Below are 25,238 nucleotides of genomic sequence, written 5' to 3'. Positions count from 1 at the left end.
CCAAGTCTCTCCGGTGTCCAGAATCCGGGGTCAGGGCCCAACGGTCCGCTGACCCTCGTCGTCGATCAGAGCGCCGTGCCGCAGCCGGACCGTCAGCAACTCGCCGCGCAGTTGCAGAAGGCCCTCACCGACGTCCCGAACGCGGCGGTGATCACGCCGCTGAAGCCCACGTCGGACGGCGATGTGCTCATCGGCACCGCCTACTCCGTCGCCGCACCGCAGGACGAGAAGACCACGGAACTCGTCAACGATCTGACCGGCGACGTCCTGCCCGGGGCTGTCTCGGGCACCGGCGCCGGCACCTATGTGACCGGCACGACGGCAGCCCAGGCCGACTTCCTGGACATCGTCTCCAGCCGGCTGCCCCTCATCACCGCGGTGGTCGTCGGCCTGGTCATCCTGGTCATCCTGGTCGTCTTCCGCGGCGTGCTGGTCGCGCTCAAGGCGGCCGTACTGAACCTTCTGTCGATCGCGGCCCCCTACCCAGTCGTGGCGGCGGTCTTCCAGTGGGGCTGGGGCGGGCCCGCGCTCGCCGTCGCAGGCGATGTGCGTGCTGCCGCATGTCAGCACCGAAGGCGAGGACGAGCCGGTCCCGGCCGTGACCGGGAGCCGGGAACCGGCCGCCTGAGCGGGTCCGTGCGCGCGCGAGCCGCCGTCAGATGCCCATCGAGGCCATCTCGACGGCGGAGCGGTAGTTGGCCGCGGCGACGACCACACAGGCGCGGTAGGTGCGGTTCTCCTTGACGACGCGGAAGTAGTCCCGGACCTGCTTCCAGTAACTGCGCAGATAGCCGGGCCCGGGGAAGAACGCCGGCGGGCGCGGGACCAGGGCGAACGCCTTCGAGCACTCGAGGATCTCGCCGGTGGCCTGCGACAGCACCGCCTCGACGTCACTGTTCATGTTCCAGCCGGCGGCCAGCTCCGGCGTCCAGATGGTGCCGGCCACCTCACGCAGACGCTCCTGCTCCTCCGGGGTCGGGTCGCTCTGCGCCACGGGCGCGGCCGCCCGGACCCCGGCCGTGCCGGCCTCCTGGGCCTGCGCCGTACCCGTCGTGCCGATGCTCAGCGTCGCGGCGACGGCCACGAGTGCCACCGCGGTCACCCAGCGGGACTTTCCTGCCTTCATCGGTGCCCCTCCCCTTGGCTTGCGCACACCGGCCCGGCGGTCACCGGGCCCGCTCGAAGCTGACACGCCATGATCAACCCCGTCAACGGTGCATGACGCGCCATCAGCGGATGACATGGAACGCCGATGTGATCACCTGTGTCATGGCATTCCGGAGATCCTGATAAAAGTACGGATTCCACTGCAACCGTACGGTTTCGGCGTCTGTCTACGTTGATGACACCACTGTCCCCGTATCAGGAGAATCTGGGGGCCCCGCCATGTTCAACCGTCCGCGCCTCGCGGCTGTCGCCGCAGGCATACTGCTCACCGCCGGGGTCGGCGCCACGATCCCCGCCTCCGCCGCCGCTTCCGCACCGCAGTCCGCTCCGGCGATCGCCCTGGTCACCAATGCCCGTTGGGGCGGCCACGGATCGTTCGACCGGATCGTCATCGATGTCCGCGGCAAGGTGCCTCCGGTCACCGTCAAGCCGGTGAAGGAGTTGCGCTACGACGGCTCGGGGCAGAAGGTCCCGCTCGCCGGAAAGCACTTCCTGGAGATCAAACTCTCACCCGCGGCCGCGCACAACGACGCAGGCGCGTCCGTCTACAAGGGACCCCGGCTGATCAAGGTCTGGCTCCCGACGCTCAAGGGGCTCGCTCTGACGGGCGACTACGAGGGCGTGGTCACTTTCGGGGCGGCCTTCAACGCCAAGCCGGCCTACAAGGTGACGAAACTGCACTCGCCGGAGCGCGTCGTCATCGATGTCTGGATCCCGTCGGGGTGCCGCGCCTGAGTGAGGAGAAAGGCGCACACAACGGGCTCGTCGCCCGGGGTGTGCGCCGCACCTGTCTGCAGGTCAACGAAGCGCTGTCATCGTCTCTGCCGCCCTCCGGGCGGCCCTTGCTCGTGATGATCAGGCTGCTGCCGATCGGTCAGCGGTGGCGCCCACCCGCGCTTCGCCCGCAACACCGGTACCGGTGAGCCCCTGGCGACCACCACCCGACTCATACCGTCCGAAGTCACGCTCCACCACCCGTCCGCGCTCGTACTACCCACATCGGGAGAGGATTTCGCAAGCCCGGGTCCCGCGCGCTGACGCCACCACAGGCGCCTTCGCCACCTCGGGTGGCGAAGGCGCTGTCCGCGCGGGCAGTAACGGCGATCACCTGCTGAAGCCTTCAGGTGAGACAGCCGTGCGCCCGCACGGCCTCACATCGGGTGATCGGCCTCCGCGCGCCCTCCGCCCGTGACCCCGGGGATGGTTGCGACGACCCGTCACTCGTCCACAGCACTGGGGAACAGCAGACGGAAGGCGTCGGCGGAGTCCGTGCCCGACCGGCCGAACGGCGCGTCGAAGTCCCAGACGAGGAAGAGCAGGAACGCGATCAGCGCACTGAAGAGCCCGGCGAGCAGAAGCTCCCGGGGCGAACGGCCGATCTGCATGGTGAAGATGAGACCGATGGTGACCAAGGCGCCGCTGATCAGACCGAACCACACCACGCCGGGCAGGGTCTCCCCGGCGTTGGCCGCCCGCGCATGGCGCGCGTCGTCGGCGACGGCGACCTGATCGAGCATCGGCTGGTACGCCTGGGCCTGGAGCTCGCCCGACGGCTCCCGCTGCGCGATGTGCGTGCGCACGGTGTTGAGCAACTGAGCTCCCTTGTCGGGCAGCTCGTTGTTGTCGATCATCCGCGGCCACTCCTCGTGGACCACATGGGCCACATAGCGGTCGATGTCGGCGCGCAACGCGTCCTGGGCGGCGGCCGGGTAGACCTGCGCCCGCCGGGTGATCTCGTGCAGCGCCTGGGCCTCGCGGCGTACGTCGTCCTGCGCGGCGCCACGAGCCTCCCAGACGCCCGCGATGGCCAGACCGAGCACGATGGCGTAGACGACGCCGACCATCATCGTCATGTACTCGAGGACGTCGGGGGTCTCATCGAGCTTCTCGCCGGCTTCGCCCTCCTCGCTCGCCCGGCGCTGGCTGAGCAGCATGACGACAAGGACGACGGCGCAGGCCGCGGCCATCACGAGGGCAAGGACGAGCCAATCCGACATGAAGGACTCCCGAAGTCGGTGTGGTGGGGGTGCGCGGGCGGTTCAGGCGCGGGTGTTCAGGCGCGGCCGCGCCGGGACGCGGCGGACTGCGAGCGCGGGCGCAGCATGGCCGCGGCGAGCACGGCGGGCGTCGTGGTGACGAGCATCAGGACGACGAGCGGTGTCCCCGTGTCCTTCGGTCTCCCGGTCGGCGGACGGTAGTTGCGCACGGGGACCGGACGCGCGACCTGGACCGGAGGCCGGGCTGCGGGCGGCGGCGCGGCCGCGGGAGCGGGGGACGTCCTGGCCACCGGCTCAGGAGTGGTCGCTGCCGGCTCCTCGGGCTCCTGCGACGGCTGCGGCTGCGGTGACTGCGGCACCGGCGGAGGAGTCGTGAGCGGCGGTGGGGTGGGCGTCGGCGTGGGCGTCGGCGTCGGGACCGGGGTGGTCGGCGCGGGCTCGCTCGGAGTGGGTTCGGGCTCCGGCGGCAGGCAGTCCTCGGTCCGGATCGACACCCTGACGGTCAGCGACAGCAGCGGCAGCGACACGGACAGGGCCGCGTCCACCTGCCCCGGCGCCGATGCGGAAGCCCCGGTGGATGCAGCCACATCGACCGTCGCCGGCCCGGGCCCCGCCAAGGACACCGAGGCCGTCATCGACGCCTGCTCCAGCGGAGGCCCGCCGTCTGCCCCGCCCGCCCCGGCCGACATGCCGCCGACCGCCTGTGAGCCGAGGATCGCTACGACCCCCAGTGCGCTCAACTGCTCCCATCCCGCCACAACGATCACGTTATGGGCGCCCGGGCACTCAGTACGACCAACGTCACCCATCTGGTCGATCAGCACGTTTGTCGGATTGGTGACCGGCCCGTGGCGGGGGAGGGGAGCGTGTGCTCAGAGGAAGCTGACGTTCTGGGCCAGGGCCAGCCGGCCCGAGTAGTTGACGGTGTTGGTCGCCGACCGCATGTATGCGCGCCAGGCGTCGGAGCCGGACTCGCGGCCACCGCCCGTCTCCTTCTCGCCGCCGAACGCACCGCCGATCTCCGCGCCTGAGGTGCCGATGTTGACGTTCGCGATGCCGCAGTCGGAGCCTTCCGATGACAGGAAGTGTTCGGCTTCCTGCTGGTCGCGGGTGAAGATGCTCGACGAGAGCCCCTGCGGCACATCGTTGTGCAGGGCGATGGCCTCGTCGAGGGTGCCATAGGTCAGGACGTACAGGATCGGGGCGAACGTCTCCTGCCGGACGATGTCGCTCTGCTCGTCGACGCGGACGATGACCGGCTCGACATACGCCGCCCGAGGAGCGGCATCCGCGAGGAGCCGCTTGCCGCCGACGAGGATCTTTCCGCCCACTGCCTGCACTCGGGTGAGGCTGTTCTGCATTGCGTCGAGTGCCGTGGTGGTGATGAGCGGACCCACCAGGGTGGTCTCGTCGAAGGGGCTGCCGATGGGGAGCTTGTGGTACGCAGTGGTCAGCCGCGCGATGAGGTCGTCGGCGATGTCGTGGTGGACGATGAGACGGCGCAGGCTGGTGCAGCGCTGGCCCGCGGTACCGGCGGCGGCGAAGACGATGGCCTGCACCGCGAGGTCGAGGTCTGCGGAGGGGGCGACGACAGCCGCGTTGTTGCCGCCGAGCTCGAGGAGGCTGCGTCCGAAACGGGCGGCGACGCGGGGGCCCACCTGGCGGCCCATGCGGGTCGAGCCCGTGGCGCTGATGAGCGCGACGCGCGAGTCGTCCACGAGCTTCTCGCCGATCGCGCCGTCGCCGAGCAGCAGCCGGTGCACGTCGCGGGGTGCGCCGACCTCCTCGGCCGCCTGGGCCAGCAGCCGGTCGCAGGCCAGGGAGATCAGCGGGGTGAGCTCCGACGGCTTCCACACCACGGTGTCGCCGCAGACCAGGGCGATGGCGGTGTTCCACGACCACACGGCGGCGGGGAAGTTGAACGCGGAGATGACACCGACCACTCCAAGGGGGTGCCAGGTCTCGGCGAGACGGTGGCCGGGCCGCTCGGAGGCGATGGCGCGGCCGTAGAGCTGACGCGACAGGCCCACGGCGAAGTCACAGATGTCGATCATTTCCTGGATCTCGCCGAGCGCCTCGGAACGGATCTTCCCCGCCTCGACGGTGACGAGATCGGCGAGGTCGCTCTTGTGGTCGCGCAGCAACTCGCCCAGTCGGCGGACGAGTTCACCGCGGCGGGGGGCAGGGGTGGTGCGCCAGGCCAGGAAGGCATCACGGGCGGCGGTGACGGCAGCCTCGGTGGCGGCGGCATCAGCGGTCGTCAGGCTGAACAGATCCTCCCCGGTGATGGGCGTGCGGGCGTGGAGGCCGCTGCCTTGTGGGACGCCGGCGCCGATACGTTCGAGGGCGGCGTGGGCACGGGCGCGCAGGTCGTCGGTGGCGGGCAGTGCGCTGCTGGTCATGGTGCTGCTCCCGTGGGGTGTTGGGGACGTGGTGCGTCAGCCGGGCGTGCGGTCGAGGCCGAGTTCTTCGGCGACGGTCCGCAGGGAGTGGTCGTGCTGCTGCTCGTAGAGGGTGAAGGGGTCGAGGACGGTGCGGCCCATGACGGCGGAGAGCCAGTCGCTGTCGTAGGCGACGCCGGTGCGGCCGTTGTTCCTCGAGCCCTCGCCGCTGAGGTTGGACTGGAAGATCCCGGCCGCGGAGCGGGGCAGGAAATCCTCGTAGACGATGGGTTCGGCGCGGATCCAGCGCCGCTCCACCAGATCACCGATGCGGGCGGGCGGGCTGTCTCCGTCCCGCGGCCGGTCGCGCACGGCGTGGTACGTGAAGTGGGCAAGGCCCCGGGCGGCCAGCCCCTGCTCGTCGTCCGGCATGTGCTCGCACCACACAGTGCGCGCGATGTCGCCGCGGTCGGCGCCGGGACGGCGGGCCGTCTGCTCGTCGACGCGTGTGAGGAGATCGTCGTACAGGGCCCGGCCGCGGCGGGTGAGGGCGATACCGCGTGCCTCGACCTCGCCGAAGCGCACCTTCAGGGCCCCGGGGACCACCCGGCCGTCCGCGGTGCGCATCGACCGTGGCTCGGCGAGGGCGCGGAAGGAGGTCTGCCGCAGCAGCACGTCGGGGCCCTTCCAGCGCGGCGGACCCTGAATGGTGTCGATCATCTCGATGCCGCGTCCGGTCATGCGGCGGTAGAACTCGTCGATGTCCAGCACACGGGGGGTCAGGTGGTTGATGTGCGTGCTGCGTACGCCGCCGATGTCCGCGGCGACGGCGGAGATCCGTTCGAGCGTTTCGTACCAGGCCTTGTCGATGGGCTCCGGGCACAGCTCGAAGGCCTGGACGGCGAGGTGGAGAAACCGCTCGGCCTCGGCGTCCGGCAGCTCCCTCTCGGCTTCGGCCCGGTCGGCGAGGGCGAGCAGTTCGGGAGGGAACAGCTGACGGCTCTCCAGGAACCTCTCCAGCCGGGAACGCAGATCGGCGTCGAAGAATCTGGGGTCCGCAGTGGTGAGCAGTGACGTGAACACCCGGAAGGGGTTGCGTGCCAGCTCCGTGCCGTCGACGGGACGGAACGCGGTCGAGACGACGGGAACCGCGCTCGCGGACGCCTCACGCAGGTCGTAGAAGCCGACCGGGTGCATACCGAGCGCGCCGAAGACGCGGGCGACCTGCCGCAGTTCCGCGGGCGTACCGACCCGGACGGCTCCGTGCCGCTCAGCGGTCACCCGGCTGATCGATCCGAGACGTTCGGCCTCGGCGCCCTGTGCGCGCAGGACGTCCTCGTTCACCGCGCGCGACACGTCGACGAGCGTGGTGTAGGCGGGGACCTCCCGCCCGTACATGTCCGAGAGCCGCGTGGCGAACGCGGCGCGCAGCTGCCACTGGCTGATCACGTCTCCGCCCTTCCGGTCGACGGGCTCACACGACGTGGACTTCGGGGCGGCGAGGTCACAAGGCTGTTCCCTTCCCGGGGCGGTCGCCGCCGTACCGGGACGCCCCGCCGGATCCGGCCTGCGCCGTCGCATCAGCGCAGGACGTGCTGATCGCTGTCTCTGCGTCATCGTGCAGCAACCCGGTCGTGGACGTCCATGAACACTGCACGCATCTGATGCATGTCGATCCCGCAACGGACCGGACGAGTGCCCGGCCGCGGTCCTCGCCGACGTCCGGGCGGCCTCCGCACCGCCCCGTCGCGTGTACCCGGAACCATGACAGACCGCTCGCCTGCGGTGCTGGACAGTGACGGTCTGTCCGGTCATGGTCGTGTGGTGAGCCCCGCATCCGGCCTGATCCTGCGCCCGTACACCCCGGCCGACCAGGCCGCCGTACTCGCCCTCATGGAGTGCGACCGGCTGCCGGGGCAGCCGCGCACCACACCCGCCATGCTCGGCGAGGCTCTGAAGGGCCGCTCCCCGGTGGACGGCGGCTGGTGGGAAGAACTGGCACGACCGACCGTCCAGGTGGCCATGGATGCGACCGGCACGGTCACCGGCGTCGTCTCCCACGCGCTCCGCCCGAACGACAACACCGGACAACTGCTCTGGCTGCACTGCCAGGAGGACCCCCGCACCGCCGACGCCCTGATCAGCCACACCCTCACGATGCTCGCGCCCCGGCCGGTGCACGCCTTCCACTTCGCCTCCGCCCTCACTCTCGGCCTGGAAGCGCTGCCGGTCCGCCACCGCGGCCGCACGGCCGCGGCACTGGAACGGGCCGGCTTCCAGGGACAGCGGCAGTGGCGGTACTTGCGGGCCGATCTGCCGGCGCCCCGCCTGCCCTGCCTCGGCCGCGTGAAAGTGAAGCCCGACCCCGCAGGTCAGGGTTCGTGCCGGCTGGAGGGGAGGGAGGGCAGGCGTGTGGTGGCCGAGGCCGTGATCGGCATGCCGGCGCACGGCATCGGTGTCCTGTGGTGGATCGGCGTGCTGCCGGACGCCAGGGGACGCGGGCTCGGACGCTCGATGCTGGGCTCGGCGCTTTCCGTCCTGACCGGTCTCGGTGCCGCACAGGTGATCCTCTACGTCGACGACGACGCGCCCCCGGGGGGTGAGCGGGACCGCACGGCGGCCAAGTCGCTCTACCGGTCAGCCGGTTTCACCGAGGTCGACCAGCTTTACATGTACTCCCTGCGAGGCGGACAGGCCCCGTAGCACGACGGCACCGCACCACGTTCCGGAAGGTCAGAGTGCCGGAGGCTCCGCGGGTACGCCGAGGGTCCCCGCGACCGCCCCCCAGATCGCAGCCTGCGCCGACCGAAGGTCGACCCGGGGATCGGCCAGCATCAGACGGATACCGAACCCGTCGCACAGCGCGAGCAGCACAGTGCTCGTCGCGTCGACGTCGCACGGCTTGAACTCTCCGGAATCGATACCCCGCCTCAGCGCTTGGCCGACCCAGTCGTGCAGCTGCTCGTACAGATCGATCGCGAGGTGCTGTGCCGTCTCGTCCCGCAGAGCACGCACCCACAGCTCCTGCCACAGCTTCCAGTCCTGCCTCAGCTCCGGGTCGGTGGGCAACAGGGTGTTCAGGATGCGCGCCAGGATGACCGCCGCAGGCACCGAATCGGCGTCCCGGTCGAGTTCGGTGCCGGTCTGCGCGAAGGAGTGCGTCATCGCTTCGGTGAACAGCTTCTCGCGGGTCTCGAAGTGGTAGTGCAGCAGCGCTGTCGACACCCCCGCGTGCTCCGCCACCATCCGCATGCGGATCTTCTCGAAGCCGACCTCGGCGATCACCTGGCATGCCGCGGCGAGAATCCGCTCACGAGTCTCGCGAGTGCGTTCGGCCTTGGCCACGTCATTGCTCCCCGGTGTCGGTCTCGGTGTCGTCGTGCTCCGGTCGGCGGGCGGGCTTTCGTCCCGTCGCGCCGATCTCCATCTTCCCGTATCCCGCCCGTCCGGGACCCCGGTCCCCCGGGCGTTCCGGAACGGCGCCACGGCGCTGCGGCTCATTGGTACGTATGAAAGCCGCGGCCCGACTTTCGTCCGAGCAGACCCGCGTCGACCATCCGGGCCAGCAGCGGCGGAGGAGCGTACAGCGGCTCACGGAACTCCTCGTACATCGACTCCGCGATGGCCTGAGTGGTGTCCAGCCCGATGAGATCGGTGAGCGCGAGCGGACCGAGCGGATGGGCGCAGCCCAGGATCATGCCGCGGTCGATGTCCTCCACCGACGCCGTGCCCGACTCGATCATCCGGACGGCGGCCAACAGATACGGCACGAGCAGGGCGTTCACGATGAACCCGGCCCGGTCCGTGGCGCGCACGACCTCCTTGCCGAGCACCTCGCACGCGAACGCCTCCGTCCGGCGCACCGTGCTCTCGCCGGTCAGCAGCGACGGCACCAGCTCCACCAGCGGCAGCACCGGGACGGGATTGAAGAAGTGCAGACCCACCACCTGTTCCGGGCGGCCGGTGGCAGCCGCGAGCCGGATGACCGGGATGGACGAGGTGTTGGTCGCGAGGATCGCGTCCGCCCGCACCACCGTCCTGTCGAGCCGTGCGAAAACGTCCAGCTTCGCCCGCTCGTGCTCGGCCACCGCCTCCACCACCCCGGTCGGCCAGCCGGTCCATGTCCGTGCTCGTCACGATCCGCGCCAGTGCGGCATCCCGCTCCTCGCCGGTCAGCTTCCCGGCGGTCGTGGCACGGTCCAGGGACGCGGTGATCCGTCCGCGGCCGGCCTGAGCGGCCCCCGCATCGGTCTCGACCACCACCACGTCCCGGCCGGCCCGCGCGCACACCTCGGCGATCCCGGACCCCATCAGGCCGCAGCCCACGACCCCGACCCGCTCGACATCAGTCATCGTCACTCCTGCTCTCTCGGTCACGCGACCGGTGGCGCCCGCGTCCCGGCGCACCGCCGGGACGCGGGGGTCCCCGTACCTCAGCCGGCGGACGGGATCTGCAGAACTCCCGTGCCCCGCTTGACCAGTTCGCCCGCGATGATCAGGCGCTGGATCTCGGAGGTGCCTTCCCAGATGCGGTCGACGCGCAGTTCGCGGTAGAGACGCTCGACGGGGTACGAGCGGTCGTAGCCGCGTCCGCCGAAGATCTGCACGCACCGGTCGATGACCCGCCCCGCGGCCTCGCTCGCCGACAGTTTGGCGATGGCCGCCTTGGCATGCAGGGTCTTGCGGTCGGACAGCCCGGCGTCCACCTCCCAGGCGACCTGGTGCGTGTAGGCGCGGTTGACGGCGATGTCGACGGCGCAGTCGGCGAGCATGCCCTGGACGAGCTGGAAGTCGGCGATCGGGGAGCCGAACTGGCGTCGCTCGACGGCCCAGTCGCGGGCCAGTTCCAGTGCGCGTTCGGCGGCGCCCGTCGTCCGCGCCGCGATCATCAGCCGCTCCTCGGTGAACCACGACCGGGTGATGTCGTACCCGTTCCCGACTCCGCCCAGGACCGCGTCGTCGCCGACATGGACGTCGGTGAAGGTGAACTCGGGGTGCTCGTAGACGAAGGTGTGCATGAAGCGCGGCACCCGCGTCATCTCGATGCCCGGCGTCTCCTTGTCGACGAGGAACAGCGTCGGCGCGCGCTCCTCACCCGCAGCGGCCAGCACGATCATGAAGTCGGCGTGGTCGCCGACCGTCACGAACCACTTCTCGCCGTTCAGCACCCAGCCGTCACCGGTGCGCGTCGCCGTCGTCATGATGTTCTGCGGGTCCGACCCGGCCTCGGGCTCGGTCACCGCGTAACAGTCGCGCCGCCGCCCCCGGATGACGGGGACGAGATAGCGCTCGCGCTGCTCGGGCGTGCAGAACCGCAGCGCGTTCGCCGGGCGCCACACCATGTCCCACAGTGCGCCCGTGAGCCGGCCCAGCTCCTCCTGGACCACGGCCTGCTCCAGGATCGTGAGCCCGGCACCGCCCCACTCGGCCGGCATGTTGACGGCCTGCAGTCCGCTGTCGAGCACGGCGTCGCGGATCTCCGCGTGGGCCTGCGGCGGCAGACCGTTGTTCTCCTCGCAGTCGAGCTCGTACTTCATGATGAACTCGGTGAGCCCGCGCGCGGAGCTCTTGAGCTCCTCCTGACGGGCGGTGAGACGGAAGTCCATGTCAGTCCTCGGGGTCGTGGTGGTACGGACGGCGTGTCAGGAGGTGGGCAGCGCGAGCGCCCGGGTGCCGCGCTTGATGAGCTCGTTGGCGATGATCAGGCGCTGGATCTCGGAGGTGCCTTCCCAGATGCGGTCGACGCGCAGTTCGCGGTACATGCGCTCGACGGGGTACGAGCGGTCGTAGCCGCGTCCGCCGAAGATCTGCACGCACCGGTCGATGACCCGCCCCGCGGCCTCGCTCGCCGCGAGCTTCGCCGTCGAGGCCTTGGCGTGCAGCGCCTTGCGGTCCGTGCCCGGCTGATCGGCCTCCCAGGCGACCTGGTGCGTGTAGGCGCGGTTGACGGCGATGTCGGCGGCGCAGTCGGCGAGCATGCCCTGGACGAGCTGGAAGTCGGCGATGGGGGAGCCGAACTGGCGTCGCTCGACGGCCCAGTCGCGGGCCAGTTCCAGTGCGCGTTCGGCGGCGCCCGTCGTCCGCGCCGCGATCATCAGCCGCTCGTCGGTGAACCACTCCTTGGTGAGCTCGTAGCCGACTCCGACGCCTCCGAGCACGTCCTCGTCGGGGACGAACACATCCGTGAAGGTGAACTCGGGGTGCCCGTTGACGGCGGAGTGCATGAACCGCGGCACACGCGTCATCTCCACACCCGGCGCCTGCTTGTCGACGAAGAAGAGCGTCGGCGCCCGCTGCGGGCCGGCGTCGGCCTGCACCAGCAGGAAGTCGGCGATGTCACCGCAGGTCACGAACCATTTCTCGCCGTTCAGCAGCCAGCCGCCGTCCGTACGGGTGGCCGTGCTGGTGCCCGACGAGGGGTCCGAGCCCGCACCCGGTTCGGTCACCGCGAAGGCGTCGAACCGTTCGCCGCGGATCACCGGCAGCAGATACTTCTCGCGCTGTGCCTCGGTCCCGTACGCCAGGACGTTGGCGGGCCGCCAGGGGATGTCCCACAGGCAGTTGGTGACCTTCCCGAACTCCTCCTCGACGATGACCTGGTCCAGCAGGGACAGCCCGGCACCGCCCCATTCGGCGGGCATGTTGATGGCGTACACGCCGGCGTCGATCGCGGCGCGGGTCAGTTCGCGGACCGTCTCGGCGGGCAGCGGGCCGCCCGCCTCCTCGGACTGCTCCTCGTACCCCATCAGCAGACGGGAGTACGCGGCGGCCCGGCGCTTGAGGTCGGCCTGCTCGGGGGTGTAACGGAAGTCCATTGGTGTCCTTAGGAGTTGCGTGCGAATCAGTGGGGGAGTCAGGCCAGTACGGCGCGCGAGTCCAGGGCCAGCACGCCGTCCGGGCGGACCAGCAGCGGGTTGACCTCGAGTTCGGCGATCTCGGGATGGGCCGCGGCGACCGTGGTGATGCGCTCGATGACGTCCGCCGCCGCGGCGACGTCCACCGCCGGCCGCCCCCGGACACCCGCGAGCAGTTCCGCGGTCCGCAGGCCCCGCAGCAACTGCTCGGCCCGCGCGGCGGGAACCGGGGCCGGTGAGAAGGCGACATCGCGCAGCGTCTCGGTGAGGACACCGCCGAGGCCGACCATGGCGACCGGACCGAACCGGGGGTCGTGATCGACCCCCACGATCAGCTCGACCCCGTCCGTGAGGTCGGCCATCGCCTCCACCGAGTACGCGGGAGCCCCCAGCCGGGCGTGCATCTCCCGGTACGCGGCCAGCAGCGCATCGCGGTCCGCCAGCCGCAGAGCGACCCCGCCCGCGTCGGACTTGTGCAGGAGGTGCAGGGCCTTGAGGACGTAGGGACCGTCGAACTCTGCGGCCGCGGCGATCAGTTCGTCCTCCCCCGAGATCTCACGAGCCTCGGGGAACGGCACTCCGGCGGCACCCAGAAGGCGGCGCACCCCGTGGTACCCGGTGTCGAGCAGGGGCGCTGCGGCCGCCGGCAGGGCGGCCACACCGGGCGGGCCGGCCGGCCGCATCCCGGTCATCGCCGCCAGCGCGCGGGCGGCGTCCTCGGTCGCGGAGAAGACAGGGATGCCCGCCCCGACCAGCGTGCGGCAGCTCGGCGACTGCGGATACATCGACTGCACGACCAGCGGCTTGGGCGTAGCTTGCCAGTGTGTGACGATGTCCCGGGCGGCCTGCTGCTCCCCTTCGGCAAGCGTCGCGCCTCCGCCGCCGAGTCCGCCGCCGGAGGCCGCGTAGCCGCCGAAGTACCCGGTCATCAAGATGGCGTCGACCTCGTCCGCGGCCAGCAGCCCGCCGACCGTCGTGGCGTACGACCGTGGGTCCTGCTCGCCCATTCCGGCGAGGTCGACGGGGTTGCCCACCGCCGACTGCTCCCACAGCAGGGCCCGCAGGCCCTCCTGCGCCTCGGAACCGAGCTCGGGTACGTCAAGACCTGCCGCCTCGGCGGCGTCGGCGGCGATCACTCCGTGCCCGCCGCCGTCCGTGAAGACCGCCGTACGTCGTCCGGCCGCCCGGGACCGGGCGTTCAGCGCCGTCAGGACGACGGTCATCTCGCGCGGGGAGGCCACGAGTTCGACGCCTGCGTCCCGGCACGCGGCGGCCACGACGTCACAGGAGGTGGTGAGCGCTCCGGTGTGCGACTGCGCGCTGCGCGCCGACGCGGTGCCGCGGCCCGCGGTGAGCAGGACCACCGGCTTGCCCGCCTCGGCGGCGGCCCGGGCGAAGGCTCGTCCGTCGCCGAAGTCCTCCGCGTACACGGCGATCGCCGAGGTGCCCTCGTGCCGTGCGCAGTCCTGGACCAGATCGACGAGGGTGACGTCGGCCTGGTTGCCGAGCGAGACGAACCGGGAGAAGCCGAGGCCGTGCGGATCCATGCGCAGCTGGAGTTCGAGGGCCAGATTGCCGCTCTGGCTCAGCAGGGCCACGCCGCCGGGCGCGAAGGTGTCCGAGGCGAGGTACAGCTCGGTCGTGTTGTCCGCGATGCCGAGGCAGTTGGGACCGACCAGCACCGCGCCCGCCTCCCGCACCCGGGCCGCGACCGCCCGCTGCCGGGCCAGCCCCGCGGTGCCGGTCTCGGCGAAGCCGGCGGTGATGGCGACGATGGCGCGGGCGCCGCAGGACAGGGCGTCGTCCACGGCGGCCTCGAACCCGGTGCCGGGCACGGAGATCACCACCAGTTCGACGGGCTCCCCGATCTCGGCGAGGCTCGTGGCCGCGGGGCGGCCGAGGACCGTGCCGCCCCGGCGGTTCACCAGGTGCACGGGCCGGCGCCCGGGTGCGCGCAGCGCCTGCGAGGCCACCGCGTGGCCGTATTTCGCGGGGTCGTCGCTGGCACCGACGACAGCCACGGACTTGGGGTCGAACAGCGCCGTCAGATCACGTCCCATGTCACTTCTCCAGCCGCAGTGCGGAGTTGGGGCAGCTGGCGGCGCAGGCGCGGGCCGTCTCCTCCTCGCCGGGCGGGACGTCGGCGGCGATTACCGCCGCATAGCCCCACTCGTCGAGGTCGACCAGATCGGGGGCGTGCTCCTGGCAGAGCCCGTAGCCCTGGCAGCGTGTGGAGTCCAGGAAGAGTTTCACGGTGGTCCTTTCAGCGAGGGCGCGTCGGAGGAGCCGGGCGGGTGGGGGATTCGCACGGGGGGTCGGCGACGTGCGGTACGGGCACCACGAGCCGGTGACCGCCCGTCGGAGGACAGGCGGCGCAGGCCGCGCACGCTGCATCGAGGTGGCCGCGTACGAGGCCGGGGAACGCGGTCAGGAGGCTGCCCGCCGTGCCTGCGGCGGCGTCGAGCAGCCCGCACGCGCCACGGCCGGGCAGCCGGGACGCCCAGCGCTCCAGTCGTTCGGCTGTGTCGGCGGCCGCCGTACCGCAGGTCAGCTGCCGGAGCGTGTCGCGGATCGCGGCCGTGCCCGAGACACACACGCCGCACTGGCGGGCGCTCTCGGTCGCGAGATGATCCACGGCGTCGGCGGCGGTCGCGACGGGGCACACACCCGGTTGGAGGAAGCGGATCGCCCCGCAGCCCAGTGCCGTGCCCGCGTCGGCCAGCGCGGAGTGGTCGAGCGGAAGATCCAGAGAGCCGGGCCCGGTCAGCCCGCCGAACAGTCCGCCCATCAGGGCGCCGGTCGCGTCCGTGGTGCCCTGCGCGGCGGCCAGCGTGCGCAGGGCGGTGCCGTACGGCGCCTCCGCGAGCAGGGGCGTGCCCCTGAACGTGGACAGGCTCAGCAGCGTGCTGCCGGCGATGTCGTGGCGCAGGTCGGGGTGGGCGGCGATGAGGGCGATCCGGGCGAGCGTTTCGACGTTGGAGACGAGGGTCGGCTGGTCGGACACTCCCCGTTCGAACGGGCGGGGCGGTTTGGCGGCCGGGAGGGCGGGCCCGCCGTTGATCCGGCGTACCACCGCGCTCTCCTCTCCGGCCACGTAGGTGTGACCGGTCTCGATCACCGCGACCGGCAGGGCCGTCGTACGCTCGTCGAGGGCGGCGCGCACACGGGCGGCGGCGTAGGGATCGGAGACGTACACATAGCCCTGTACGGCTCCGGTGACAGCGGCCGCGTGGGTCAGTCCGTCCAGCACGAGGTGCGGCCGTGCCCGCAGCAGCCAGCGGTCCTTCACCGACCCGGGCTCGCCCTCTTCGCCGTTCGCCACGACGACGGGAAGACCGCCGCCGTCCCGCACGGCCCTCAGCTTCACGGCGGCCGGGAACGCCGCACCGCCGCGGCCGCGCAGCCCGGCGTCGGCGATGTGCTCCAGCAGCCTTTCGGGGTCGTCCGTGTGCCGGTAGCCGCCGGCGTCGAGGTACGCCGCCGCGCTCTCCACCGCCCCGGGCGCCGGACCGAGCACGGTGCCGGGCCCGCCGGGCAGGAGAGACGCGATGCGGGTGACGGCGGCGGTCGTTGCCGCGCCCCCGATCGCCCGCCCGGGTCCGCCCGTCGCCGGACACGGGACGGTGCTCGCTCCCGGCCGGCGGTCCGCGGTCCGGCCCTGCCTTGCGGTTGCCGTCATGCCCGGTCTCCTTGCGTTCGTGGCGTCGTGCCGTCGTCCGTTGCGGTCCGCAGCTGCCGAACCGCGCCTTCCAGGGCCCGGCGGTCGTCCTCGGTGCGGTGGTAGCCGGAGCCCGGCAGCCCGATGAGCATCCGGTGGTGGTCCAGGACGACCTCACCCGCGACCAGCGCGGCGTTGCGGTCTCCTTGGGCGGAGCCGTCGGCGACGGAGGTCACCAGGTCGGTGACCTCGGCCAGGTAGCGCAGCCAGCTGCGCTCGCTGCCGTGGAGGATCAGCCGCTCAACCCGCCGCCGTTCAGCGGCGGCCGGCTCGGGCGGCGCCGCGGCCGTGTCCGGCGCACGGGTGCGCAGGGCAGCGACGGTGGCGGGCAGCTCCTGTTCCGGTTCGGGCGTGAGCCCGAGCCAGACGAGACTCCGACGACCGCTCATGCGTGCCTCCGGGAAGAGGGATGGGGAGCCGTCACGGCGCGACGGGCGATGGGGGCCGAGGTGCGGTGTCCGCGGCCTGGTGCCTGGGGCGGGTGCCGTGCGACGGGGTTCGGCGGTAGGGGACCGGACAGCGGGTCGTCCGGGAAGCTGCGGGCGTCCGGTTCGGGCACAAGGTCCTCTTCGCCGGGAGCAGCGATGAGGACTACGCTAACTAATCAATTAGTCAGTCTGCAAGTCTTGACACTGCGGAAACCCGCCAGCAATCTGACTGACCAATTAGTCAGCGCGGTTGCGGTGCACATGCTGCACCGCAAGGCCTCGCCGACCGCCCCTGGGCCGCCTCAAAACCGATCGCCGCGTCCGCGGCATGGAGGAGTCAGCCGATGCAGCCCGAAGCCCAAGCCCCGACAGCGCCGCTGGAGCGGGAACGCCCCGCAGGCCGGAACGGCCCGGCAGACGCCGGCCGGTACAGCCCCGGCCAGGACATCACGAGCCCCGACGGCCCGGGCCGGGCGCTGTCCGCCCGCTACTACACCGACCCGGAAACCGCAGCCGCGGAGACCCGGCACATCTTCGCCAGGTCCTGGCAGCTCGTCTGCCACGAATCCGACCTCCCCGGGCCGGGTGCCCGGCTCGCCGCCACGGTCGCCGACCGTGAGGTGCTGGTCGTACGCACCGAGGACGGCGCCCTCGCCGCCCACCTGAATGTCTGCCGCCATCGCGGCACCCGCCTGGTCACCGAGCCGGAACCCTCCGGCAAGGCCATCCGCTGCCCGTACCACGGCTGGACGTACAAGCTCGACGGACGCCTGGTCGGAGCCCCCGAGGCACGGCAGATCCCGTGCCTGGACAAGCCGAGGCTGGGGCTCTTCTCCGTCCGCGTGGAGTCGTTCCTCGGCTTCGTGTTCGTCAACCTCGACCAGGACGCCGTACCGCTGGGTGAGCAGTGTGCCCCGCTCGCCGAGGCGGTCGGCCACTACGCGGGGGCCGATCTGGTGCCCATCGGCCGCAGCCGCATCCACGACCTGGACGCCGCCGAGGTCCAGCACGCCAACTGGAAGGTAGCCGTCGACAACTATCTCGAGGGCTACCACGTACCCGTCGCCCACCCCGGCCTGATGCGGCTGCTCGACTACCAGGCCTACACCTGCGAGATCGGCGAGGCGTACGCCCTGTTCGCCTCACCGCTGCGCGACAAGCCCTCCTCCAACTGGGCCGAACGCCTCTACCAGCGCATGGCCGCCCCCATGCCCGGCCTCCGCGAGGCGGACCGCCGTGTCTGGCGGTACGCCGTGATCTATCCCAACACACTCATCGACTTCTACCCCGACCATGTGCTTGCCTGGACCGCAATCCCGACAGCGGTGGACCGCGTGGCCGTGCCCGGAGCGTTCTACACCCGCCGTGGCACCGGACTGCGCACCCGGCTCGCCCGGCGGCTGAACATCCACATCGGCTGGATCACCAACGACGAGGATGCCGAACTGGTGGCCCGCGTGCAGAAAGGACTGACCACCCCGGGATTCGAACCGGGGCCCCTGTCCCGGCGCGAGTCCGCGGTCGGCTGGTTCGCCGGCCGTGTCCGGGCGGATCTCGACGGCGCGGTGCCCTGAGCGCTGCCCGCTGAGGCGAGTTGTCCGCGCCGCAGCCGGTGGTGTGCCCCGCACCGCCCGAGCGGCCGCCACGTCCGTACGGAGCCAGGGCATCCGTGCACCCAGGACCGCGCCCAGTACCGAACTGTCCCCACGGAACCGCAGCTCCCCCATGCCCTGCGGATCTTGAAGGGACCCCACGGAGAGGACCACGATGTCCCCCGAGGCACCCCTGCCACACATGTCCCGACGTTCCCTTCTGCGTACCGGCGCCGCCGCGGCCCTCGGCCTGACGGCCGCGGGCTGCGGATTCACCACCGCCGATCCCGTCGCATCGAAGTCCCCGGACGAACCGATCAAGGTCAGGCCCGACGGTGACCTCGTCTACTTCAACTGGGCCGACTTCGTGGACCCCGCCGTCTTCGCCGGATTCGAGAAGGAGTACGGCGTCAAGGTCATCCAGTCGAACTTCGACTCGATGGAAGGCATGGTCGCCAAGCTCAATGCCGGGAACCGCTACGACATCATCTTCCCCACCGCGAAATGGGCCCAGCGCCTTGCTGCCGGAAACCGGCTGAGGAAGATCGACCACACCCGGCTGCGGCACGCGGAGTCGGTGTTCGGCCGCTACGACTACTTCGCCGACCCCTGGTACGACAAGGACTCCGCGCACACCGTCCCGTTCACCATGTACAAGACAGGAATCGGCTGGCGCAAGGACAAGATCGGCGACGATCTGACGGGCTCCTGGGACGACCTGTGGAACAACCGCGCCAGGGGCAAGGTCTTCGTCCTCGACGACCGCGACGAAGTGCTCGGCATGGCCGCGCTCAAGCTCGGCCTCGACATCGCCACCGAGAACGAGAACGACCTCGCCAGGATCACCGACACCCTCCACTCGCTCCGCCCCCGCCTGCGCGGCTTCTCCAGCGACAGCTACAACAACCTGCTCAACGGCAATGCAGCCATGACCCAGGCCTGGAGCGGAGACATGGCCGCCATGCTCGGCCAGGCCAAGGACCCCTCAGTCTTCGGATTCGAGACTGCCAAGGAGGGCGCCCCGGTCAACTCCGACTGCTACGCCATCCCTGTCAACGCCCCTCACCCGGGCACGGCGATGCTCTTCATCGACTACATGCTCCGCCCTGAGAACGTGAAGAAGAACATCGAGTACATCGGCTACCCCATGCCGGTGGGCGGCAGCGAGGACACATACGCCGCGATCGTGGAGCCGTTCCCCGAATGCCTGGTCCAGGCCACGGACCTCAAGGACGACCTCTACTTCCGCAACGGCACCTCGAAGGGCGAGCAGGCCCGCGACACCGCCTGGACCCATGTGAAGGCCGGCTGACATGTCACCAAGCACCCCACCCGCGGCCTCCCCGCCCAGCCGACCCGGAGCACCCCGCCGCCGAGGCGGCCCCAGCGCCGCCGGCGCCCGCCTGTGGATCTGGCTGATGGTCCCCGGGACCTTGTGGATGACCGCCTTCCTCATCGCCTCCCTCGTCCTCGTCGCCGCCCTCGCGTTCGGCACCACCGACCCGCTCGGCAATCCGCGCTTCGGGTTCAACCTCGACAACATCGCGGCGATGGCCGACCCCGCCTACCGCGTGGTGCTCCTGCGCTCACTGGGCTACGCCGTGCTCACCTGCGCCATCTGCCTGGTCGTGGCCTACCCGGTGGCCTACGCCATCGCCCTGCACGGCGGACGTTTCAAGAATCTCCTCATCGCCGCCATCGTCGTCCCGTTCTTCGCAAATTATCTCGTGCGCATGTACGGCTGGTCCGTCGTCCTCTCCGACGACGGGCCCCTCCTCAAGGCGCTGCGGTCCGCCGGACTCGCCGACGAGACCACGAAGATCCTCCAGACGGGCGGGGGGGTCATCGCCGGCCTGGTCTACGGCTTCATCGTGTTCATGATCATCCCGCTGTACGCGGCCCTGGAACGCATGGACACCTCGCTCATCGAAGCCGGACGCGACCTCTACGGAGGCCCGCTGCGCACCTTCTTCTTCGTCACCCTGCCGGCGACCAGGCAGGGCGCCGCGGCCGGCTGCGTACTCGTCCTGCTGCCCGCCATGGGCGACTTCGTCAGCGCCCAGCTCATGGGAGGCCCCGACCAGATCATGATCGGCAACCTGATCCAGGACAAATTCTTCCAGGGCCAGAACTGGCCGCTCGGCTCCGCCCTCACCATGCTGATGATGGCGGTCCTGTTCGTCGGCATGATCGGCTACCTGCGCCGCGCCCGCAAGGACGAGGCGGAGGCGGTCCGATGACCCTGCGCCCCGCCACCCCGGCCACTTTCCGCCCCGCACGGCGGACGGCCCCGCGCCCCGCAGTCGCCAAGACGAAAACCGTGCGGCGGCACCGCCGCGGCACCGACCGCAAACCCCGCTTCGCCATCGCCGTCACGGTCCTCTTCTTCGCGCTCCTCTACGTCCCCATCGGGGTCGTCATCCTCTTCTCCTTCAACGCGCAGAAGTCCCTCACCGTCTTCAAGGACTTCAGCCTGCGCTGGTACTCGGACTTCTTCCACGACGACGCACTCATCGCCTCGCTCGGCATGAGCCTGCGCGTGTCCCTGGTCGCCATGGCCGGCTCCATGATCCTCGGAGTCGCCCTGGCCCTCGGCCTGGTCCGCTCCCGCAGCCGCCTCGGCTCGCTCGCCGGCCTCATCATGCTCGTCCCACTGATCACCCCGGAGATCGTCACCGGCGTCGCCGCGATGCTCCTGTTCAAGGGCATGGGCATCACCCTGTCCACCGGCACCGTCATGCTCGCGGAGATCACCTTCTCCATCTCCTACGTGACGGTCATCCTGCGCTCCCGGATCGCGGCCCTCAACCCGGAGACCGAGGAAGCGGCGATGGACCTCGGCGCCAGCCGCTGGCAGGCACTGCGCCTGGTCACCCTCCCCGCGCTGCTGCCCAGCATCCTCGCCTCCTCGGTCCTCGTCTTCGCCCTGGTCTTCGACGACTTCGTCCTCGCCTACTTCACCACCGGCGTCGACCCGCAGCCGCTGTCCGTACGCATCTACTCGGCCATCCGCTTCGGCGTCGAACCCACCATCAACGCCGTCGGCACCCTGATGCTCGCCGGATCCATCGGCCTCATCGCCCTCGCCCTGTTCATCCCGCGTCTGTTCGGCCGCCGCGGTGGCCTCGACCTGCTCTCCGGGAAGTGACACCCGTGACAACCGACGACATCACGCCCGCCGTCCGCCTCGACTCCGTCAGCAAGTCCTACGGAGGCTCCTACGCGGTCCACGAGCTCGACCTGGACATCGCCCCCGGAGAGTTCTTCTCCCTGCTCGGCCCGTCGGGCTGCGGCAAGACCACCTCCCTGCGCATGATCGGCGGCTTCACCGACCCCACCGACGGCACCGTCCTGCTCGGCGGCGAGGACGTCACCGCGCTGCCGCCCAACAAGCGCAATGTCAACACCGTCTTCCAGAGCTACGCCCTCTTCGACCATCTCTCGGTCGCCGACAACGTGGCCTTCGGCCTCAAGCGCAAGGGCATCGGCCGCGCCGAGATCCGCGAACGCGTCGGCACCATGCTCGAGCGCGTCCAGCTCGGCCCACTGGCCGACCGCAAGCCCCGCACCCTCTCCGGCGGACAGCGCCAGCGCGTGGCCCTCGCCCGCGCCCTCGTCAACGGACCCCAGGTACTGCTCCTGGACGAGCCGCTCGCCGCCCTCGACCTCAAGCTCCGGCGCCGCATGCAGGTCGAGCTCAAGCAGATCCAGCGAGAGATCGGCATCACCTTCGTCTTCGTCACCCACGACCAGGACGAGGCCCTGACGATGTCGGACCGGATCGCCGTGATGAACGAGGGCCGCGTCGAACAGTGCGGCACCCCCGAGGACGTGTACGAACACCCCGCCAACAGCTTCGTCGCGTCCTTCATGGGCACTTCCAACCTCGTCCCCGGCACCTACCGCGCAGGCCGGGTCGTCGTCGACGAAGGGCCCACCCTCCCCGTCGGCACCCGTCCCGCCGTCCCCGACGGCAGCCGCGTCAGCCTCTCCATCCGCCCCGAGAAGATCTGGCTCTCCGACTTCGAGCCCGGCATGGCCCTGGCCAGCGGCGTCATCCGCGAGACCGTCTACTCCGGGCCCACCACGACCTACCTCATCGAACTCGCCCCCGGCATCACCCTGTCCGTCCTGGAGCAGAACACCGCCCGCTCCCGCATGGAGGACCGCTGGAGCGGCGGCGAGCGCGTCGAGTTCGGCTGGAAACCCGAGCACTGCCTGGTCCTGGACTGACCGCCCCCGCAGCCACCGAAGGAACAGTTCATGAATCACGATGTCATCGTGCTCGGCGCCGGCCTGGCCGGTCTCGCCGCCGCACGGGACCTGGCGGCCGGCGGAGCCGACGTACTCGTCGTCGAGGCCCGCGACCGGGTCGGAGGGCGCGTCGAACAGACCGCCCTGCCCGACGGCCGTCTCGTCCAGCTCGGCGGCGAGGTCGTCGGCCGGGCGCACACCGCCTACCTCGGCCTCGCCGGGGAACTCGGACTCACCCTGGTCCCCAGTTATGTCGCCGAAGCCGGGTTCATGGCACGCGCCACGCCCGAAGGCGTCTCCGCGGGCGACCCGCCGCACTGGTTCGGCCCCGGTGACGACGCCTGCCACCGGCGGCTGACCGCCGCGTTCACGGCCCTCGCCGGGACCGTCGACCCGGACGACCCCTGGTCCCGTCCCGAGGCGACGGCCCTCGACGCCTTGTCGGTCGCCGACTGGCTGCGCTCCGAGGGCGCGAGCGGCGCCGTCGTCCGCCTGTGGGAGATCGGCCAACTCGCCCTGGCCAGTGGTTCGTACGAACGGACCTCGCTGCTCTCCGCCCTGCGCAAGCACGCCGCAGTCCCGGGCGGCGACGAGAGCGAGCACTACGACTACGAGGACTGGGAAGGCCTGCGGGTCGCCGAGGGTTCCGCCACCGTCGCGCTGCGGATGGCGCAGGGGCTGGGGGAGCGGATACGGCTGGGCGCGGCAGTCGAGGCGATCGCGGTGCGGCCCGGTGGCTGCACCGTGCGGCTCGCCGGGGGCGAGACCCTCACCGCGGGTGCGGTCGTCAGCGCACTTCCTGTCGGTCCTCTGCGCTCGGTCGCCGTGACGGGCGTCTCCGACGCGCGACTCGCCTCCCTGCAACGCCAACGGCAGGCGGTCGCCGCCAAGTTCGTCGCGGCATACGACAAGCCGTTCTGGCGCGACTCGGACCTGAACGGTCTGTCCGAGTGCGAAGGCGTCCTCGGCAGCACCTGGCCGCAGAACGAGGGAATCCTCTCCGCACTCGTCCCGCCGGAGCGGTTCGGCGTCCTGCTCGGCATGCCCGGCCACCTGCGCGAGGGCGAACTGCTCCGCGACATCGCCCGCCTCTACGGGGACGAGGCGCACACCCCGATCAGCTCGTACATCCGCATGTGGGGCACCGATCCATGGACCCAGGGATACGTCACCCAGTGGACCCCCGGCGACGTCATGGCCGTCGGCCCGCTGCACGCCACACACGAACCGCCCTTCTACGTCTGCGGATCCGACCAGTGGGTGGCCGGCTACATGGAAGGCGCGGTACGCACCGGCCGCGCCGCGGCGAAGGAGGCGCTGCTCCGTGGCTGAGACACCGGCCGTGGTCCTGAACCACATCGGGGGAGCGGACGTCCCCGCCGCCTCGGGCGCTACGACGGAACTCCTCGATCCCGCCACCGGCGGCGTCCATCGCAGCGCTCCGCTCTCCGGCCGGGCGGACACCGATGCCGCCTGCGCCGCCGCGGCAGCCGCATACGAAAGCTGGTCGGCCACCACGCCGGCCGAACGGCAGAGGGCGCTGCTGCGCATCGCCGACACCGTCGAGGCCCACGCCGATGAGCTTCTTGCCGCCGAGGCGGCGGACACCGGCAAACCCGCAGCCCGCTTCCGCCGCGACGAACTGCCCGCCATCGCCGACACCTTGCGCTACTTCGCGGGCGCCGCCCGGAATCTGCCCGGCGCCGCCGCGGGCGAGTACACCGAGGGGCGCACCTCACTGCTGCGCCGCGAACCGGTAGGCGTGTGCGCCCAGATCACGCCATGGAACTATCCCCTGATGATGGCGGCTTGGAAGATCGCCCCGGCCATCGCGGCAGGGAACACGACTGTTCTCAAGCCCGCCGACACCACCCCCAGCTCCTCCGTGCTGCTCGCCCGGATCGCGGCCGAACACCTTCCGGACGGCGTGCTCAACGTGGTGTGCGGTGACCGCGCCACCGGCCAGGCACTCGTCACCCATCCGATGACCCGCCTGATCGCGGTCACCGGCAGCGTCCGCGCCGGCCGGGAGATCGCCACCGCTGCGGCCGCAGACCTCAAGCGTGTCCATCTCGAGCTCGGCGGCAATGCCGCGGTCATCGTCCATGACGACATCGACATCGACTCCACCGCGTCCGAACTCGCGGCCGTCGCCTACTACAACGCCGGCCAGGACTGCACCGCACCGACCAGACTCCTGGTGCACCACCGCATCCACGACGCGTTCGTCGCCGCACTCGCCGCGCACACCGAGAAGCAGCGCCCGGCCGCCGACTTCGGCCCGCTCAACAACGCCACACAACTCTCTTGGGTGGAAGGTCTGTTGAGCCGTCTCCCGCAGCACGCCGAGATCGTCACCGGAGGCACCCGGGCTCCCCGGCCGGGTTACTTCCACGAGGCCACGGTCGTCGCGGGTGTCCGCCAGGACGACGAGATCGTGCAGGAGGAGATCTTCGGGCCCGTCGTCACCGTCCAGCCTTTCAAGGACGAGCCCGAGGCCCTTCGCCTCGCCAACGGCGTGCGCTTCGGCCTCGCGGCCGGCGTGTGGACCACGGACCACGAGCGCGCGATGCGGGCGACCAGGGCACTGCACACCGGCATCGTCTGGGTGAACACCCACGGCACCACCGTGTCCGAGATGCCGCACGGCGGCGTCAAGCACTCCGGCTACGGCAGCGATCTCTCCATGGCGGGCCTGCTGGAATACACGCAGGTCAAGCACGTCATGCTGTAGGCCGGTCGGCCGCCCGCACGGCGCGCCTCGGCCCTGTGGGCGCCTGCCGGTGGAGGATCGGTGGCGCGGCGGCCAGGAAACGGCCCGCCCGGTACCGCCCTGCCGTGTGAAGA

21 protein-coding genes and 2 pseudogenes are annotated in these 25,238 nt (G+C 71.0%); 10 read left to right on the top strand and 13 right to left on the bottom strand.

Annotated elements, in window-relative coordinates:
* Nucleotides 1-27: 27 nt before the first annotated feature.
* A pseudogene (locus OHS70_RS01010) lies at nucleotides 28-549 on the top strand (MMPL family transporter); the annotation flags it as partial.
* Between the two features lie 106 nt (nucleotides 550-655).
* Here OHS70_RS01010 and OHS70_RS01005 read toward each other — a convergent pair.
* Nucleotides 656-1,126, bottom strand: a complete 471-nt coding sequence (locus tag OHS70_RS01005; protein ID WP_328392613.1) for a hypothetical protein — start codon at nucleotides 1,124-1,126, stop codon at nucleotides 656-658.
* Between the two features lie 260 nt (nucleotides 1,127-1,386).
* Here OHS70_RS01005 and OHS70_RS01000 point away from each other — a divergent pair, with 260 nt between their 5' ends.
* A complete protein-coding gene (locus tag OHS70_RS01000; RefSeq protein ID WP_328392611.1) occupies nucleotides 1,387-1,902 on the top strand; it encodes an AMIN-like domain-containing (lipo)protein in 516 nt (171 codons plus the stop codon).
* Between the two features lie 482 nt (nucleotides 1,903-2,384).
* Here the strand turns inward: OHS70_RS01000 and OHS70_RS00995 are convergent, their stop codons facing one another.
* From OHS70_RS00995 to hglS, 4 genes are all read right to left on the bottom strand, one after another.
* The gene (locus OHS70_RS00995; protein ID WP_328392609.1) at nucleotides 2,385-3,164 is read right to left on the bottom strand and encodes a bestrophin-like domain; all 780 of its coding nucleotides are present in this window, start codon (nucleotides 3,162-3,164) and stop codon (nucleotides 2,385-2,387) included.
* A 56-nt stretch (nucleotides 3,165-3,220) separates the two neighbouring features.
* Complete coding sequence (locus tag OHS70_RS00990; protein ID WP_328392608.1) at nucleotides 3,221-3,922, bottom strand: hypothetical protein; 702 nt, start codon at nucleotides 3,920-3,922, stop codon at nucleotides 3,221-3,223.
* A gap of 114 nt (nucleotides 3,923-4,036) precedes the next feature.
* Entirely contained in the window at nucleotides 4,037-5,566 is a 1,530-nt protein-coding gene (gene amaB, locus OHS70_RS00985; protein ID WP_328392606.1) for an L-piperidine-6-carboxylate dehydrogenase, read from the bottom strand.
* Nucleotides 5,567-5,602: 36 nt separating this feature from the next.
* Nucleotides 5,603-6,994: a 2-oxoadipate dioxygenase/decarboxylase gene (hglS, locus tag OHS70_RS00980; RefSeq protein ID WP_328392603.1), complete on the bottom strand. Its 1,392-nt coding sequence runs from the start codon at nucleotides 6,992-6,994 to the stop codon at nucleotides 5,603-5,605.
* Between the two features lie 375 nt (nucleotides 6,995-7,369).
* On the opposite strand from hglS, the gene OHS70_RS00975 reads away from it, so the two are divergent.
* Entirely contained in the window at nucleotides 7,370-8,248 is an 879-nt protein-coding gene (locus OHS70_RS00975) for a GNAT family N-acetyltransferase (RefSeq protein ID WP_328392601.1), read from the top strand.
* Between the two features lie 30 nt (nucleotides 8,249-8,278).
* Here the strand turns inward: OHS70_RS00975 and OHS70_RS00970 are convergent, their stop codons facing one another.
* The 8 genes and pseudogenes from OHS70_RS00970 to OHS70_RS00935 form a co-directional block, all read right to left on the bottom strand.
* The gene (locus tag OHS70_RS00970) at nucleotides 8,279-8,890 is read right to left on the bottom strand and encodes a TetR/AcrR family transcriptional regulator (protein WP_328392599.1); all 612 of its coding nucleotides are present in this window, start codon (nucleotides 8,888-8,890) and stop codon (nucleotides 8,279-8,281) included.
* Between the two features lie 152 nt (nucleotides 8,891-9,042).
* Nucleotides 9,043-9,898: pseudogene (locus OHS70_RS00965) on the bottom strand (3-hydroxybutyryl-CoA dehydrogenase).
* Nucleotides 9,899-9,978: 80 nt separating this feature from the next.
* Nucleotides 9,979-11,151: an acyl-CoA dehydrogenase family protein gene (locus OHS70_RS00960; protein WP_328392597.1), complete on the bottom strand. Its 1,173-nt coding sequence runs from the start codon at nucleotides 11,149-11,151 to the stop codon at nucleotides 9,979-9,981.
* 36 nt (nucleotides 11,152-11,187) lie between these two features.
* Nucleotides 11,188-12,360, bottom strand: coding sequence for an acyl-CoA dehydrogenase family protein (locus OHS70_RS00955; protein ID WP_328392595.1), 1,173 nt, complete (start codon nucleotides 12,358-12,360; stop codon nucleotides 11,188-11,190).
* Nucleotides 12,361-12,398: 38 nt separating this feature from the next.
* Nucleotides 12,399-14,459, bottom strand: a complete 2,061-nt coding sequence (locus OHS70_RS00950) for an acetate--CoA ligase family protein (protein ID WP_328392593.1) — start codon at nucleotides 14,457-14,459, stop codon at nucleotides 12,399-12,401.
* A 1-nt stretch (nucleotide 14,460) separates the two neighbouring features.
* Nucleotides 14,461-14,652, bottom strand: a complete 192-nt coding sequence (locus OHS70_RS00945; RefSeq protein WP_328392591.1) for a ferredoxin — start codon at nucleotides 14,650-14,652, stop codon at nucleotides 14,461-14,463.
* Nucleotides 14,653-14,662: 10 nt separating this feature from the next.
* The gene (locus OHS70_RS00940) at nucleotides 14,663-16,078 is read right to left on the bottom strand and encodes an NADH-ubiquinone oxidoreductase-F iron-sulfur binding region domain-containing protein (protein WP_328392589.1); all 1,416 of its coding nucleotides are present in this window, start codon (nucleotides 16,076-16,078) and stop codon (nucleotides 14,663-14,665) included.
* Complete coding sequence (locus OHS70_RS00935) at nucleotides 16,075-16,506, bottom strand: hypothetical protein (RefSeq protein ID WP_328392587.1); 432 nt, start codon at nucleotides 16,504-16,506, stop codon at nucleotides 16,075-16,077. The genes OHS70_RS00940 and OHS70_RS00935 overlap by 4 nt, the downstream gene beginning before the upstream one ends.
* A 383-nt stretch (nucleotides 16,507-16,889) precedes the next feature.
* Here OHS70_RS00935 and OHS70_RS00930 point away from each other — a divergent pair, with 383 nt between their 5' ends.
* The 7 genes from OHS70_RS00930 (at nucleotide 16,890) to OHS70_RS00900 (ending at nucleotide 25,125) form a co-directional block, all read left to right on the top strand.
* Nucleotides 16,890-18,119 (top strand): aromatic ring-hydroxylating oxygenase subunit alpha, encoded by a 1,230-nt coding sequence (locus tag OHS70_RS00930; RefSeq protein ID WP_328392585.1) that lies wholly within the window; start codon nucleotides 16,890-16,892, stop codon nucleotides 18,117-18,119.
* Between the two features lie 220 nt (nucleotides 18,120-18,339).
* Nucleotides 18,340-19,449 (top strand): polyamine ABC transporter substrate-binding protein, encoded by a 1,110-nt coding sequence (locus tag OHS70_RS00925; protein WP_328392583.1) that lies wholly within the window; start codon nucleotides 18,340-18,342, stop codon nucleotides 19,447-19,449.
* Nucleotides 19,450-19,576: 127 nt separating this feature from the next.
* Entirely contained in the window at nucleotides 19,577-20,377 is an 801-nt protein-coding gene (locus tag OHS70_RS00920; protein ID WP_328392581.1) for an ABC transporter permease, read from the top strand.
* Nucleotides 20,374-21,285 carry an ABC transporter permease gene (locus OHS70_RS00915; protein WP_328392579.1) on the top strand — a complete coding sequence of 304 codons (912 nt, stop codon included), beginning with the start codon at nucleotides 20,374-20,376 and terminating at the stop codon, nucleotides 21,283-21,285. The genes OHS70_RS00920 and OHS70_RS00915 overlap by 4 nt, the downstream gene beginning before the upstream one ends.
* 5 nt (nucleotides 21,286-21,290) lie before the next feature.
* The gene (locus OHS70_RS00910; RefSeq protein WP_328392577.1) at nucleotides 21,291-22,370 is read left to right on the top strand and encodes an ABC transporter ATP-binding protein; all 1,080 of its coding nucleotides are present in this window, start codon (nucleotides 21,291-21,293) and stop codon (nucleotides 22,368-22,370) included.
* Between the two features lie 30 nt (nucleotides 22,371-22,400).
* A complete protein-coding gene (locus tag OHS70_RS00905; protein WP_328392575.1) occupies nucleotides 22,401-23,723 on the top strand; it encodes a flavin monoamine oxidase family protein in 1,323 nt (440 codons plus the stop codon).
* Nucleotides 23,716-25,125, top strand: a complete 1,410-nt coding sequence (locus OHS70_RS00900; protein WP_328392573.1) for an aminobutyraldehyde dehydrogenase — start codon at nucleotides 23,716-23,718, stop codon at nucleotides 25,123-25,125. Before OHS70_RS00905 ends, OHS70_RS00900 begins: the two co-directional genes overlap by 8 nt.
* Nucleotides 25,126-25,238: the final 113 nt, after the last annotated feature.

Source organism: Streptomyces sp. NBC_00390 (genome assembly GCF_036057275.1).
In the GTDB taxonomy this organism is placed as follows: domain Bacteria; phylum Actinomycetota; class Actinomycetes; order Streptomycetales; family Streptomycetaceae; genus Streptomyces.
This window is presented reverse-complemented; position numbering and strand designations above follow the sequence as displayed.

Excerpts from the sequence above, each read along its gene's own strand:
- OHS70_RS01005 (WP_328392613.1), bottom strand. The coding sequence starts at position 1,126 with ATGAAGGCAGGAAAGTCCCGCTGGGTGACCGCGGTGGCACTCGTGGCC.
- OHS70_RS01000 (WP_328392611.1), top strand. The coding sequence starts at position 1,387 with ATGTTCAACCGTCCGCGCCTCGCGGCTGTCGCCGCAGGCATACTGCTC.
- OHS70_RS00995 (WP_328392609.1), bottom strand. The coding sequence starts at position 3,164 with ATGTCGGATTGGCTCGTCCTTGCCCTCGTGATGGCCGCGGCCTGCGCC.
- amaB (WP_328392606.1), bottom strand. The coding sequence starts at position 5,566 with ATGACCAGCAGCGCACTGCCCGCCACCGACGACCTGCGCGCCCGTGCC.
- OHS70_RS00960 (WP_328392597.1), bottom strand. The coding sequence starts at position 11,151 with ATGGACTTCCGTCTCACCGCCCGTCAGGAGGAGCTCAAGAGCTCCGCG.
- OHS70_RS00955 (WP_328392595.1), bottom strand. The coding sequence starts at position 12,360 with ATGGACTTCCGTTACACCCCCGAGCAGGCCGACCTCAAGCGCCGGGCC.
- OHS70_RS00950 (WP_328392593.1), bottom strand. The coding sequence starts at position 14,459 with ATGGGACGTGATCTGACGGCGCTGTTCGACCCCAAGTCCGTGGCTGTC.
- OHS70_RS00940 (WP_328392589.1), bottom strand. The coding sequence starts at position 16,078 with ATGACGGCAACCGCAAGGCAGGGCCGGACCGCGGACCGCCGGCCGGGA.
- OHS70_RS00935 (WP_328392587.1), bottom strand. The coding sequence starts at position 16,506 with ATGAGCGGTCGTCGGAGTCTCGTCTGGCTCGGGCTCACGCCCGAACCG.
- OHS70_RS00930 (WP_328392585.1), top strand. The coding sequence starts at position 16,890 with ATGCAGCCCGAAGCCCAAGCCCCGACAGCGCCGCTGGAGCGGGAACGC.
- OHS70_RS00925 (WP_328392583.1), top strand. The coding sequence starts at position 18,340 with ATGTCCCGACGTTCCCTTCTGCGTACCGGCGCCGCCGCGGCCCTCGGC.
- OHS70_RS00920 (WP_328392581.1), top strand. The coding sequence starts at position 19,577 with ATGACCGCCTTCCTCATCGCCTCCCTCGTCCTCGTCGCCGCCCTCGCG.
- OHS70_RS00915 (WP_328392579.1), top strand. The coding sequence starts at position 20,374 with ATGACCCTGCGCCCCGCCACCCCGGCCACTTTCCGCCCCGCACGGCGG.
- OHS70_RS00905 (WP_328392575.1), top strand. The coding sequence starts at position 22,401 with ATGAATCACGATGTCATCGTGCTCGGCGCCGGCCTGGCCGGTCTCGCC.